The sequence below is a fragment of the Vagococcus fluvialis genome (assembly GCF_048815235.1).
GTDB lineage: Bacteria > Bacillota > Bacilli > Lactobacillales > Vagococcaceae > Vagococcus.
Map to the genome: position 1 here is coordinate 49806 of NZ_JBMEAO010000002.1, position 12494 is coordinate 62299.

Sequence of the window (12494 nt, forward strand, 5' to 3'; positions counted from 1 at the left end):
GGTAAATATGTTTAAAATGTTTGGCAAGAAAAAGGCAAAAGGTATGGAAGTTCATGCCGTTGCAACAGGTAAAGTTATTCCCATCACAGAAGTAAGTGACCCTGTTTTTTCTCAAAAAATGATGGGTGATGGTTATGCTGTTATTCCAACAAATGGTGAGGTTTTTGCACCGCTTTCTGGAAAAGTACTATCGGTTTTCCCTACTAAACATGCTATTGCTTTTGAGGGAGATAACGGCCTGGAGTTTTTAGTTCATATGGGAATTGATACAGTGGATTTAAAGGGTGGCCCATTTGAAGTTCATGTAACTGAAGGAGAAATGGTGACTTCTGCAACTAAAATAGCTACTGTTAATTTAGAAGCGTTAGCAAAAGCAGGAAAAAAAAGTGATTTAATTACTGTTTTTACTAATTTTTCTGATATTGCTGAGAATTTAAAGTTATCAAGTTCAGGTCAAGTAAATCAACAAGAAGTTGTTGGAGAAATTAATTTAAAATAATTTAATTTAAGTGTTTAACTAGAATGGAATTTTTTCTATTCTAGTTTTTTGTTTTTCTCAGTAACTGATTTTCTTTTTAATGGTAAGATAGAGATGATCAAAGATGGATAACGAAAAGAGGATAAGTATGGCTAAGTTAACAATACGGGAAATAGCTGATTTAGCAGGTGTTTCTACCACAACAGTTTCCCATATCTTAAATGATAAAGGTCAAAGATTTAGTGATGAAACGAGACAACGAGTTTTAAAAGTTGTTGAAGAAAATCATTTTACCCCTAATTATTTTGCTTCAAATATTATAAAAAATGAGTCTAAATTAATTGGTATTATTGTACCCTTAATTACAGAACCTTTTGCAGCGACGTTGATAAACTTAATTCAGAAACAGCTAAATCAATTAGGTTATCATTTAATGACGAGTGAATCAGCAAATAATGTTGAAGAGGAAATAGCTTTATTTGAACGTTATCGTCAAATGGCTGTAGAGGGAATCGTTTGTTTTACTTCAACTTCTTTTTCTAAAAAAATGATAGTTAACAGTCGGTATTTTGGGATTCCTGTGGTTTTTGTAGATAGAGGAATCAATGAGAGCATTTATGGGAATGTCTATTTTAATGAGTATGAAACAGTTTTTAAAGCAATCGAATTACTGATTGAAAGAGGTCATCGTAAAATTGGTTTGATTACAGATAATAATGAACAGTATTCTTTTCCAGACCGCTCTCAAGCTTATTTTGATGCCTTAAAAACGAATCAAATTGACATTGATGATAAGAGAATTGTAGAAGCTCATTTTTCTGTAGAAGAGGGATACAAGGCTACTCAAAAAATATTAGAAGAAAGTGATGTAACTGCTATTTTTTGTTGTGACGATAATTTAGCATTAGGATGCTATCAAGCAGTATTTGATTCTGGTAGACAGGTGAATGAAGACATAAAAATAGTCGGTTTTGATGGGGTAGAGATGTTAAAAAATATTAGACCACAAATAAAAACATTGGAGTTACCCTTTAAGGAATTTGGCTATATCTTATCAGATAAGCTAATTAAAGCGATCGAAAGACCTTTAGATAAACAGTCAGATGATTATTTAAAAATGATTTTTGAAGAAAGTGTCACAGAAGAATAGTAATTTAAAAGAGGTAAAAGCTTTTAAGCTTTCGCCTCTTTTATTTTTCTGCTTCAATTGTCCAAATAATTGCTTTTTCATCAGAGTTCATAGATTTAATAGCATTCATTGTGGAGTCAAAAAATATATTTGCTGATGGAAGTGTATTTGATTCTTCAGATGTTTTCCAATTAGCTGCAAAAATTGGCATCTCATCCTCAGAGGTTTGGGTCTCATTAGCAGCCCAGCTTATCATTGAAGTGTAAGGATACTCTTTTCCTATACCTCCAGTAGCACCTTCTGAAAGAGGAATGTTGATAGTTACGGTAAGGTTTTCTTCAAATGTTTCAGCAGATAGACTAAGTTCACCTTGTTTTTCTGTAGGGGTGAACGCATGAATGACTTGTTCCGATAGTAACTCTTTATTTTCATATTCTTTTTCTCTAATAATTAGTTTTTTGGGTATTTTTTCAAAATTATAAGTGAAAATATACGTTTCAAAATCTTCAGAATTTGTTGATTTATAAGCAAACGTAGTATTACTAGATTCGGAGTTAGAGCTGGATTCAGTTTGATTGTTTTTTTGACACCCCATTAGAAATAAGGTTGATAATAATATGATAGGAACTAATTTTTTCATCTATTTTATCCTCCCATTTTTTTGATAAAAAAACACTAACTAAGAAAAGATAAGACTTAGTTAGTGTTTCTGTTACTAATTTTGGTTACTACATAAACGGTAGATAGCTTCAGCGTAAATCTCCATCGTTTTTTCCATCTCGTCTAATTGCCAAACTTCATTTGCTTGGTGCATAGTGTCTTTAGTATTTTCAAACATAGCACCAAAAGCAACACAGTTAGTCATTGTACGAGCATACGTCGCACCACCTGATATTTGTGGTTCACTCATGTCACCCGTGATATCTCGGTAAGTATTTAAGAGTGTTGTAACCAGTTCTGAATCAACTGGTACATAAAGAGAATCAAGGAAATCAAATTCAGTATAAGTTAGTTGGTATTCTGAAGCTTTGTCCGTTAAGATTTTAGCTAAATCATCTTTTTCAAAAGTAACAGGAATTCTAATATCAATACCAATTTTAGTTTCTTGTTCGTTAATAGAAACAGTGGCAGCATTAAATGTTAGTTTACCAGAAGCTTCATCTTCAATATTACCTAAAACACTAGAACCATTAGCATCAGCTTTTACTAATTTACCTAAGAAGTTCAAACCATCATGATTGTAAACTGTGCACATAGCTTCAGCTAATCGAGTGTTAGCATTAATACCTTCAGGTGCATCTTTAGAGTGAATTGATTTTCCTTTAACACTAATTTCTTGGCCATTTTGTGTGAATTCATAACCTAATTTGCTTAATGCTGCTGCTACTTCATCAGCTTTATCGCCAGAATAGACAGCTGTATCAGGAACCACATTTAAAGCAGAACCACCAGTTAGTGAAAAATCAGTTGTTCCTTCGCCTGTTAGATAAACTTGAAGTAAACCTTTTTCAGCATAAATGACCGGGAAGTTAGCATCAGGGGCAATTCCCATATCAACGCCTTTTTCTTTTTTATGATATTGTTCCATACAACGCCATAAGTTTTCTTCATCTGTTCCAAAAATAAAACGAATTTTTTTATTAAATGTTACACCAGCTTCTTGAACGGCTTTAACAGCGTAAAGAGCAGCAACAGAAGGACCTTTATCATCTTGAACACCGCGACCGTAAATAGCTCCATCTTTAATGGTACCTTCAAAAGCAGGTGTGTTCCATAAGGTTAAGTCTCCAGCCGGCACAACATCCATGTGACAGAGAATACCAAAAATTTCCTCACCTTCACCAATTTCAGCGTAACCATAATAACCATCAGGATCAATAAATGTAGAGAAACCTTCCTCTTCAAAAAGAGTTAAACATTCCTTTAAGGCATCTAAAACATCTTGTCCAAAAGGAGCTCCTGGTACTTCATCTTGTAAATATGAAGGAACCTTGACTAATCGTTGTAGAGCAGCAATAGCGTCTTTCTTATGTGTTTCTGTAATAAATGTTTTCATTTAATCACCTTTCCTTTATCTATTATTATAATACCGCTAATATACCTAAATAAACAGCGGTAACAATAAATAATATTGCCATTAGTTTTCCAACAAATTTAAACCAAACGCGTAAGTCTGTGTGAGCAATCGTAACAGCTCCCATAACGATGGCTGATGTTGGTGTAATTAAGTTTGCCCAACCTGAAGCTGATTGGTAGGCTGTAATAATAACGTCTTTTGAAACTCCAGCAAACTCACCCATTGGTCCAATAATTCCCATAGTAGCAGCGGCTAAACCAGAAGTTGATGGAATTAGGAATGACATTGGAATATAGAAAATATAAGCTAAAATAGCAAACATACTAGAAGAAACATTTTCTAATCCCATTTCTCCCCAGTGTAAGATAGTAGCAGTAATAGCTCCATCATTCATGACAACTTGAATCCCTTTAGCAACCGCAACAACGATAGCTACTCCAACAAATTCAGCAGCTCCACCTAAGAATGTACTAACAAATTCTTTTTCACTCATCCCGTAGAAAAAGGCGATAACAATTGCCATAACAAGCATTAACATAGTAATTTCAGAGAAGTACCATGTACCAAAAGGAGCCATGTCTTGTCCAAATACTGTTCCTAGTACTGGAATATTTGTAAACCATTCAGTAATAGTCTCAAAAATAGTCCAATTAGGATTGATTGTTGACCATGGTACAAGACCTAAAATTAAAATAGCGAAAGTTAATACGAAAAGTGATAGAACTTGTTTTTGTTTTTTTGAAATATCTTCAATATCATCCATGTTAATTTTGAAGCGTTCAAGGTCTTCAGCACGTTGTTCATATAAAAGTGAATTTTTCGGATCTTGTTCTACCTTACTTGCGTAATTATAAACATACCAAATACTAATAGCACTTAAAATAACTAATAAAATAATTCTAGAGAACAATCCTTCACCAGGGCTGATTCCCATCATCCCTGAAGCAACACCTGTTGAGAAGGGATTAACCGTAGAAGCTAAACAACCAATTTGAGAACCGATAAGTGGGATAGCTATAGCCACAACGGAGTCAAATCCAACAGCTAACATAACAGGAATTAGTAGAGGGAAGAAAGCTAATGTTTCTTCTGCTAATCCAAACGTTGTTCCTCCAATCGCAAAAATAATCATTAATATTGGAATAAGAGATTTTTCTTTTCCTTTACGACTTTTAATTACGGAAGCAACACCTGCGTCAAATGCTCCCGTTTTATTAACAATACCTAGGAGACCACCAATAAATAAAATAAATAATGAAATCTCAATTGCTCCACCAGTTGTGTCGTCTCCAATCATTCCTTTTACAGGAGCCATAAAGACATCCCAAAGTCCTTGTGGTTGGCTTTCTATTTGAGAATAACTACCTGCAATAAAATTACCAGTTTCTGAATCAATTTGGTATTCACCGGCTGGAATAATCCAAGTCAAGACAGCCACAGCCATAATAATTAAAAATAATACCGTGTAAGCTGTGGGCATCTCAAACTTTTTCTTTTCTTTTTCCTTTTTCATTTGTTCCACTCCAATCATATTATTTGCAATCCTTTTCACAACTCTATTTTACCTTAAATGTATGTTTAATGTGGAATAACTCACAATATTTAATTTTCTTCTTATAATGTGATTTTTAAATAGAAATTAACTCATATTTGTTTTGCATAAATGAATATATTGGTACAGTATTAATCTTTTATGAAGCTGTAATAAATCTTAAATATTGTATTTTAGTCAGATATATTGAATAATACTAAGTGAATATTCAGAAATATGTTTTTAAGAAAAAGATGAGTAAAATATAATCTAAAAGATAGGTGTTAAGCAAATAATGAAAAATTCAATTTTTGATTCTTTAAAAAATAATTCTATTCTCAAACTAACTGAAATAGAGTTGAATGCATTATCTGAAGTGAATGAAAATGGTCAGAGCCCGCTACATGTATCTGTTTCAAACAACAATCTAGAAACAACAGCAGTCTTACTTCAATTAGGATTTAGCCCTAATCAAAAAGATCAAAATGAACTATCTCCTTTAATAGCCTCTGCTGCAAATGGCTCACTTGAAATTTTTGAATTGTTACTGACTCAAAAACCTGATTTAACACAAGTCAATCGATTTGGAGGGACAGCGTTATTACCATCAAGCGAAAAAGGATACATTCAAGTTGTTAATAGTGCATTAAAAGCAGGTGTTCCAATTAATCATCAAAATAGATTGGGGTGGACAGCACTATTAGAAGCTGTCATCTTAGGAAATGATGGTTATCTATACCGAGATATTGTTGAATTATTAGTCAATGAAAAAGCTGATATCTTAGTAAGGGATTACGATCAGAAGAATGCTATTGATTATGCGAGAGAGGATAATAAAAACCAAATATTATCAGTGCTAGAAAATAAACAAGTTAATTCAGACTATAAAAAAGCGAAAGCAAAAATATGGAGAAAAGACTATTATGGTGCTTTAATTGAGGTACTTAATATGGAACGTTCGTCAGAACAGTTATATTATTTAGGCTTTATCTATGAGTGTTTATGTCAATACGATGCGGCAATTAATTACTATGAATTTGGTTTTGCATTAGACAATCAGTTTGCTTATTATTTAGCTAACATTTATAAAAAGATGGGCAATCAAGGAAAAGTATTAGACTATTTAAATAGAGGATCTCTTGAGTCAAAAGACAAGGCGTTTTTTGATTATCATCGTTCTAACTATTTACGCGAACTAGGCGAACATGAAGAAGCTATTGATGTAATGGATGCGTTGTTAAGTGAACAACCTAATAGAGCGGATTTTTTATTCCATAAAACAAATAGTTTAAGAAGTTTAGGTAGATACAATGAAGCTTATTCTAATATGGTTAAAGCTAGTCAATTACAACCTAATAATCCTTTGTTTCAGGAACAGGCTGATGAAATATTAGTTTTGATGAACCAAAAATAAAGAGAAATAAAAAATAACGAAATCGCTTCTTTAGTCGATTTCGTTATTTTTTTCTTTATCCTTATTAACTCGTGATTGAACAAGTTCCCTAGCAATAACCCCAACAGATAAACTAACTAATCCTAAACCTAAAATACCGTAAATCACAGTAAAAAGCTTACCTATTGTTGTCACAGGGGTTAAATCACCATAACCAATTGTAGCAAGGGTGACAAAACTAAAATAAAAGGAATCAATAAAGCTCATATCTTCCACACGATGATAAAAAATAGTTCCGATGAATAAGATAGTCATTGTAGCGGCAAGTAAGGCTTTTGTTTCTTCTTTCTTAAAGCAAAGTTTAAGGCATCGTCCTAAGCTTTTAAAACCTATAAAAAGGCTAATCATAATAAAAACCACCTAAATAAATTATTTCTCTCATAATGATAGCATAAAAGAAGAGCGACTAGATATCTTAGTCGCTCGTTTTTGTTTAAATTAATTGTGAATAAAATCTACTAAAGCGTTGTAATAGGCATTAGGTTCTTCCAACATTGGATTATGACCGCTTTTGTCGAACTTAATGACAGGGACATTATATGTTTGAGTAATAGAATCCCAAAGATTAGTAGGAGCGACTAAATAATCGTAATCACTTAGTAGCAGAATAATAGGTTTCTTCCAATTAGCAAAAAAGGCTTCTGTATCAAATTCAGCAAATGCTTCACCCCACAGATAATCTAACGCAGGCATATTATTTGGTAGACTATCCCAAAGGTACGCTCCGTCATAAGTAAAATCGTAGAAACTATGTGCTTGCATACGAATATTCATATAAGAAAATCGTTTACTAGGATTATCTTTAATATCTTGTTCTAACTTTGCGATTTCTGGATAAAAGAAAGCTTTTCTTTCAGGAGAAGCTGTTTCTTCAAAGTAATTGATACTTAACTCTTGCCTAGATTTCTGATTGGTAGGAGCTAAATTTGAGAGTATTGTACCTAAAACATATTGTGGGTATTTTTGGGCATAGGCCATAGCCATAAAGCCGTGTCCCGAATGTCCTAATAAATACATAGATGTAATATTTAGTTTTGCTCGTATTAATTCGATGTCATTTACCACATCATCCAAAGAGTGTGCGCTATTTTCAGGAGAAACTTCAGTAAAACCAATATGAGTTACAAAAATAAAATGTAGTTTTTTGTAAACAGGATCAGAAAATAGTTTTGGGTAATAAATACTACTCCCAATAATCATAATAGGTTTTTTAGTTGTATCGCCCGTTTGTAAGTAAGTTAATGTATCATTTTTTTTATGTATTGTTGTCATAATATCCACCTCTTATTTTATTAACTCAATCGAAAACCAATTGAGCTTGTAGTTGTTTAGATTGGTTAACCAAACAAGAGACGTTATCTGATAAATGAACCTGATAAGCCCATAGCAAATCATCCTTTCTTTTCTATTAGAGAGTAACATAAAAAGTAAAAAAATGTAATAAATGCTCCTTTTTTAAGGAACAGATTGAAAATATCGTGTTAAAATAGCACTTGAAAGGTGTGGTTGTTATGCAGAAAAAAAGCAAGATTTTTTCTATTAGTTTATTGTTGTGTGTGATACTTGTAGTAACTGGCTGCGGAAAGAAGGAAGTGCCTGTAAAAAGACGTGAAATCTCATCTAAATTAGATACAGAGTTAGTAAATAAACTCTCAGGTACATGGTTAGGTGAAGGTGAAAAAGAAAAGAAAATATATGATATTCAAGTCGATGATAAAGAAATAAAAATAAATGATGAACTTTTAGAAGTAACTGAAACAGACAATAATTGGGTGAAATCACAAACCAAATCTGGGAAAATATTTTTTTATGATTTTGAAATCAATGAAAAGGAGTTAACTGTTTACCCATCATTTCCAGTTGAAGAAGGCCAAGTTGGTGGGGTCTTAGCTCCATTCAAATTGAAACCAATTGAATCGCAAGAGATTAGTGTTCGTAATTCAAACAAAGAAGAAATGAAAAAATATGAAGATACATTAAAAAATACAGCCAAAAAATGTGATATAGGGGAAACATTTCTATTAAAAATAACTCAATATACTCATGAGGGGGATCCAATTGTTGAGAGTATTAGTTTTGATGGCAAAATAATCACATATCACCATGATAATTCAAAAGATTCTTATGGAGAAAAAAATGTGTTTAGTGCGAATTATAAACAGATGAAATGGGAGGATAATAATACTGATACCAAGGGATTAGTGTTATTTGATCCGGTCTCAAAAGAGAGTGAAAAAGAAGTCGTTTTTGACGCAAAAAATGTTGATTAATTTTGAGCAAACAATAGTTATATTTTGAATCCTTCATGCTATACTGAATTATCAAAATTTGGAGGAAGTGAAGTATGCACCTAGTTTTTTACAATGACGATTTTTTTAATGATGTTAAAGCGTATCGTCTGGATGATGCCTCTTTTACAGGGGTACCAATTGAGATAATAGAGGAGTACAAGAATCAGGAAGATTTTTATCCAATTCTTTGCTTTGAAGAAGATAGATTAGTTTGTTTCTTTGCCTTGGACGGCTCAGCAAATAAATTAGTTTATACTGATAATCAAAATAGTTTTCTTATCAGAGCTTTTTCGACGGATTCTAATGAAGTCAGGAAAGGTTATGCAACTAAGAGCCTATTAGCTTTAGAATCATTTGTAAAAATGAACTTTGAAGGTGTAGATGAGATTGTTTTAGGGGTTAATGTAAAAAATCCTAATGCTTATAAGATGTATTTAAAAGCAGGATTTGATGATACAACAAGAACAAACTTAGGACCTAGAGGGTATCAAAATGTTTTAAATAAATTTGTAAGAAAAGAAGCTGAATGTTAAAACATTCAGCTTCTTTTACTATTTAGATACGCGTTTTGGATAAGTTTTACTCCTGTACTAATTTCATTTGGACTAAGTTGTAATAATTCAATCGTATACATTTTATTTTCACATTTGTAAGAAGTAGGTACATTGCGACCAATATCCTCTAAAATCACTTGATTCTCTTTTAACTGTTTTTCAAACAGTGTAACAGACACATCCTCTGGTAAAGTAATAAAGCTTTTACTCGTTTGAAAGAGGTCTAATTGGAATAACTCAGGTGTTTTCAAAGCATAAGTAGTAAATGCTTGATTTCGTTCATTTTGAATATGTAGTGTTTCTTTAATATGATTGTCAAACATCCCCGTTTTGATATAGATATTTAGAGCGGCTTGAGAAAACATGGAACTATCAACTTCTAGAACCCGTCGATATTTGATAAAAGAGTCTCTTAAGCTATTTGGTAAAAGACAAGCGCCAATTCGAAGACCTGGAAACATAATTTTTGAAAAACTTTTTAGATAGATAACCCGTTGATTTGTATCGTAAAAATGAAGTGGTAAATTATCGCTTTCTGAAATAAAGTCACCAAGATAGTCATCTTCAACTAAATAAACATCATAGGTTTGAGCTAGCGACACCAGTTTCTTTTTTTCTTTTTCTGTAAAAGATAACCCTAGAGGACTAGAGATGCGCGGAGTTGTATAAAAGAACTTGATTTGTTTTGTTTTAAAATAAAATTCTAAAAGTTCCCAATCTAGTCCCTTTTCATCTCGTTGGATAGTAAGAAAAGGAATATTTTCCATTTCTAGCAAATCTAGTATTAAGTGATAGCTAGGTAGTTCAAGTAATACTGTCTCTTTTTGATTAGGAAAAGACAGACGACTTAAAATAAATAGAGCTTGCTGGACACCAGTTGTGATAAATAGGTTGTCTTCTTTTGTAAAGAGTTGTTTGGTTTCAAACCATTGCTGTAAGGTATGAATTAATTCAGGTAAACCCTGTGTTTGTCCATATTGGAAAAACTCTTCCTTGTAATTTTCAGTTGCTTTTTTTAAGCACATCATAAAATCGCTATAAGGAAATGAAACAGCATTAGAGCGACTAGATCCAAAATCAATAACAGAGTTTGGTTGTGTGTTAAAAGCGTTGTACTCTTTTTGTAAGACATAGAAACCACTTCTATCCTTAGAATAAATGAGGTTATCTTCAACTAATAGATTAAGAGCTTTTTTTATGGTATCAAGACTAACTTGATACTGAGTAGCTAAGTTTCTAAGAGAGGGGATTTTTTGCCCTTCTGTGAAAACATCTTGTTGAATATCACATTTTATTTGTTGATAGACGGAAATGTATTTCATGATTACCTCCTGATCTGTACCGTTACAGATTGATTTCAAACTAATTGTATCCCTTGCTGTTTGGAAATACAATAAAAGTGATTAAAGGAGAGTGAATTAAAATGACACAAACATCAAAAGCTTATTTAGCCATTGTGACACAAATATTTATTGTAGGATTATCATTTTTATTTGTAAAGGAAGGACTAGGATACACAGATACTTTTACCCAGTTATCTCATCGGTTTATTATTGCCAGTCTAGGGATGAGTATAATTTGGTTAAGTAATAAAAATAGAACAAGGTTTAGTAAAGAAATGATAAAAGATTTATTGCCTTTAGGAATTTTTTATCCTGTTTTATTTTTCTCAATGCAAACGATGTCCCTAAACCATATTTCTACACTAGAGGGAGGAATTGTAACAGCAACTATTCCTATTATTATTTTGGTATTAGCCAGTGTCATCTTAAAAGAAAAAACAACCAGTTTACAAAAGATAGTTATTTTTATTGCCTTTTTTGGTGTTTTATACATCAATATCAGTAGTCAAACGAGTTCGAGTAACTTTAATATTTTGGGAACTTTTCTTATGTTTCTTTCAGCATTAGCATCAGCTTTCTATACCATTACAGCCAAAAAAGTGGCTAGTAAATATCATGCAATGGATATGACTCGGTTTATGCTGTTTTTTGGAATGATTGTTTTTACTTTAATATCAATGTTTCAACACATGACAGGAAGAGTAGAGACTAACTATTTTGAAGCGTTAAGTCATCCGAGTTATTTGATTGCTGTAGGTTACTTAGGTTTATTATCTTCATTAGGCAGTTCTTTCTTATCAAATTATGCTATTCATTATGTAGATGCGTCTACTGTAGGTCTATTTTCTAACCTTTCTCCAGTTATTATGATCCTTTCAGGAATCATTGTTTTAGGAGAACCAGTGTATAGCTATCAAATAATAGGTATACTTATTATTTTATTACCTATCATTGGAATGAATGTTATACAAAGAAAAAAACGGATAGTCTAATTAAAAAGTTCAACCTTAATTTTTCTTTTTAGGTATAATGAAAGAAAGAAAAGAGGGATTTGGATGAAAGATACGGATATTTATGACAAGCTTAGAGATAATCCTATTATTGCAGCAATTAAAGAAGAATCTGATCTGGATGAACTTTTAGAAACGGATGTTGAAGTTATTTTTGTTCTTCAATCGTCTTTATTAACGATTAAAGCCTTATCTAATAAAATTGATGCCAGTGGTAAAGTAGGATTTGTTCATCTAGGATTAGTAAAAGGTTTATCAGATGATGAGGTTGGTTTGAGATATTTAAAAGAAAATACATCTTTTGTAGGAATTATTTCAACGAAATGGCCTCAATTAGTAAGAGCGCAAGCATTAGGATTCATGACGGTTTACCGAATTTTTATGGTAGATTCCTTAGCATTTAATTCTCTAAAAAAAGCTCAAAATCCTAAATTTCCTGATTTCATTGAAATTCTACCTAATGCAAGTGGTAAAATAATTAAGTCTGTTATGGATCAAATTAAACGACCTCTAATTGTCAGCGGGTTAATTACAGATAAGGAAGATGTTATCAACGCATTAAAACATGGCGCAACTGCCATATCATCGACTAATAAAGATGTTTGGAAATTTTAAAAACAGATTGCAA

The 12494-nt window shown here is 32.2% G+C and carries 13 protein-coding genes; 7 read left to right on the top strand and 6 right to left on the bottom strand.

From position 1 onward, the window contains the following. The first annotated feature begins 7 nt into the window (after nt 1–7). Nucleotides 8–499, top strand: a complete 492-nt coding sequence (locus ACODH8_RS01475) for a PTS glucose transporter subunit IIA (RefSeq protein WP_332465592.1) — start codon at nt 8–10, stop codon at nt 497–499. A 127-nt stretch (nt 500–626) separates the two neighbouring features. Beyond that, nucleotides 627–1628 carry a LacI family DNA-binding transcriptional regulator gene (locus ACODH8_RS01480; RefSeq protein WP_332465591.1) on the top strand — a complete coding sequence of 334 codons (1002 nt, stop codon included), beginning with the start codon at nt 627–629 and terminating at the stop codon, nt 1626–1628. A gap of 40 nt (nt 1629–1668) precedes the next feature. On the opposite strand, the gene ACODH8_RS01485 is transcribed toward ACODH8_RS01480, so the two are convergent. From ACODH8_RS01485 to ACODH8_RS01495, 3 genes are all read right to left on the bottom strand, one after another. Continuing rightward, a complete protein-coding gene (locus ACODH8_RS01485) occupies nt 1669–2247 on the bottom strand; it encodes a hypothetical protein (protein WP_332465590.1) in 579 nt (192 codons plus the stop codon). Between the two features lie 75 nt (nt 2248–2322). Further along, entirely contained in the window at nt 2323–3663 is a 1341-nt protein-coding gene (locus ACODH8_RS01490) for a M20 family metallopeptidase (protein WP_332465589.1), read from the bottom strand. A 25-nt stretch (nt 3664–3688) separates the two neighbouring features. Beyond that, nucleotides 3689–5197 carry a YfcC family protein gene (locus ACODH8_RS01495; protein ID WP_420504382.1) on the bottom strand — a complete coding sequence of 503 codons (1509 nt, stop codon included), beginning with the start codon at nt 5195–5197 and terminating at the stop codon, nt 3689–3691. Between the two features lie 313 nt (nt 5198–5510). Between ACODH8_RS01495 and ACODH8_RS01500 the strand changes: the two genes are divergently transcribed. Beyond that, nucleotides 5511–6629, top strand: coding sequence for an ankyrin repeat domain-containing protein (locus ACODH8_RS01500; protein WP_332465588.1), 1119 nt, complete (start codon nt 5511–5513; stop codon nt 6627–6629). A 30-nt stretch (nt 6630–6659) separates the two neighbouring features. Here the strand turns inward: ACODH8_RS01500 and ACODH8_RS01505 are convergent, their stop codons facing one another. Beyond that, a complete protein-coding gene (locus ACODH8_RS01505) occupies nt 6660–7016 on the bottom strand; it encodes a potassium channel family protein (RefSeq protein ID WP_332465587.1) in 357 nt (118 codons plus the stop codon). A 90-nt stretch (nt 7017–7106) separates the two neighbouring features. Beyond that, a complete protein-coding gene (locus ACODH8_RS01510; protein ID WP_332465586.1) occupies nt 7107–7940 on the bottom strand; it encodes an alpha/beta hydrolase in 834 nt (277 codons plus the stop codon). A gap of 239 nt (nt 7941–8179) precedes the next feature. Here ACODH8_RS01510 and ACODH8_RS01515 point away from each other — a divergent pair, with 239 nt between their 5' ends. Beyond that, nucleotides 8180–8938, top strand: a complete 759-nt coding sequence (locus ACODH8_RS01515) for a DUF4362 domain-containing protein (protein ID WP_332465585.1) — start codon at nt 8180–8182, stop codon at nt 8936–8938. Nucleotides 8939–9012: 74 nt separating this feature from the next. Next, on the top strand, nt 9013–9492 hold the full coding sequence (locus tag ACODH8_RS01520) for a GNAT family N-acetyltransferase (protein ID WP_332465584.1): 480 nt from the start codon (nt 9013–9015) through the stop codon (nt 9490–9492). Nucleotides 9493–9497: 5 nt separating this feature from the next. On the opposite strand, the gene ACODH8_RS01525 is transcribed toward ACODH8_RS01520, so the two are convergent. Next, nucleotides 9498–10835 (bottom strand): PLP-dependent aminotransferase family protein, encoded by a 1338-nt coding sequence (locus ACODH8_RS01525; protein WP_332465583.1) that lies wholly within the window; start codon nt 10833–10835, stop codon nt 9498–9500. Between the two features lie 101 nt (nt 10836–10936). Between ACODH8_RS01525 and ACODH8_RS01530 the strand changes: the two genes are divergently transcribed. Together ACODH8_RS01530 and ACODH8_RS01535 are read left to right on the top strand one after the other, a co-directional pair. Then, nucleotides 10937–11848, top strand: a complete 912-nt coding sequence (locus ACODH8_RS01530) for a DMT family transporter (protein WP_332465582.1) — start codon at nt 10937–10939, stop codon at nt 11846–11848. A gap of 63 nt (nt 11849–11911) precedes the next feature. Then, complete coding sequence (locus ACODH8_RS01535; RefSeq protein WP_332465581.1) at nt 11912–12481, top strand: glycerol-3-phosphate responsive antiterminator; 570 nt, start codon at nt 11912–11914, stop codon at nt 12479–12481. The last annotated feature ends 13 nt before the right edge of the window (nt 12482–12494 follow it).

Excerpts from the sequence above, each read along its gene's own strand:
- ACODH8_RS01520 (WP_332465584.1), top strand. The coding sequence starts at position 9,013 with ATGCACCTAGTTTTTTACAATGACGATTTTTTTAATGATGTTAAAGCG.
- ACODH8_RS01475 (WP_332465592.1), top strand. The coding sequence starts at position 8 with ATGTTTAAAATGTTTGGCAAGAAAAAGGCAAAAGGTATGGAAGTTCAT.
- ACODH8_RS01530 (WP_332465582.1), top strand. The coding sequence starts at position 10,937 with ATGACACAAACATCAAAAGCTTATTTAGCCATTGTGACACAAATATTT.
- ACODH8_RS01505 (WP_332465587.1), bottom strand. The coding sequence starts at position 7,016 with ATGATTAGCCTTTTTATAGGTTTTAAAAGCTTAGGACGATGCCTTAAA.
- ACODH8_RS01500 (WP_332465588.1), top strand. The coding sequence starts at position 5,511 with ATGAAAAATTCAATTTTTGATTCTTTAAAAAATAATTCTATTCTCAAA.
- ACODH8_RS01485 (WP_332465590.1), bottom strand. The coding sequence starts at position 2,247 with ATGAAAAAATTAGTTCCTATCATATTATTATCAACCTTATTTCTAATG.
- ACODH8_RS01510 (WP_332465586.1), bottom strand. The coding sequence starts at position 7,940 with ATGACAACAATACATAAAAAAAATGATACATTAACTTACTTACAAACG.
- ACODH8_RS01480 (WP_332465591.1), top strand. The coding sequence starts at position 627 with ATGGCTAAGTTAACAATACGGGAAATAGCTGATTTAGCAGGTGTTTCT.
- ACODH8_RS01535 (WP_332465581.1), top strand. The coding sequence starts at position 11,912 with ATGAAAGATACGGATATTTATGACAAGCTTAGAGATAATCCTATTATT.
- ACODH8_RS01515 (WP_332465585.1), top strand. The coding sequence starts at position 8,180 with ATGCAGAAAAAAAGCAAGATTTTTTCTATTAGTTTATTGTTGTGTGTG.
- ACODH8_RS01490 (WP_332465589.1), bottom strand. The coding sequence starts at position 3,663 with ATGAAAACATTTATTACAGAAACACATAAGAAAGACGCTATTGCTGCT.
- ACODH8_RS01495 (WP_420504382.1), bottom strand. The coding sequence starts at position 5,197 with ATGAAAAAGGAAAAAGAAAAGAAAAAGTTTGAGATGCCCACAGCTTAC.
- ACODH8_RS01525 (WP_332465583.1), bottom strand. The coding sequence starts at position 10,835 with ATGAAATACATTTCCGTCTATCAACAAATAAAATGTGATATTCAACAA.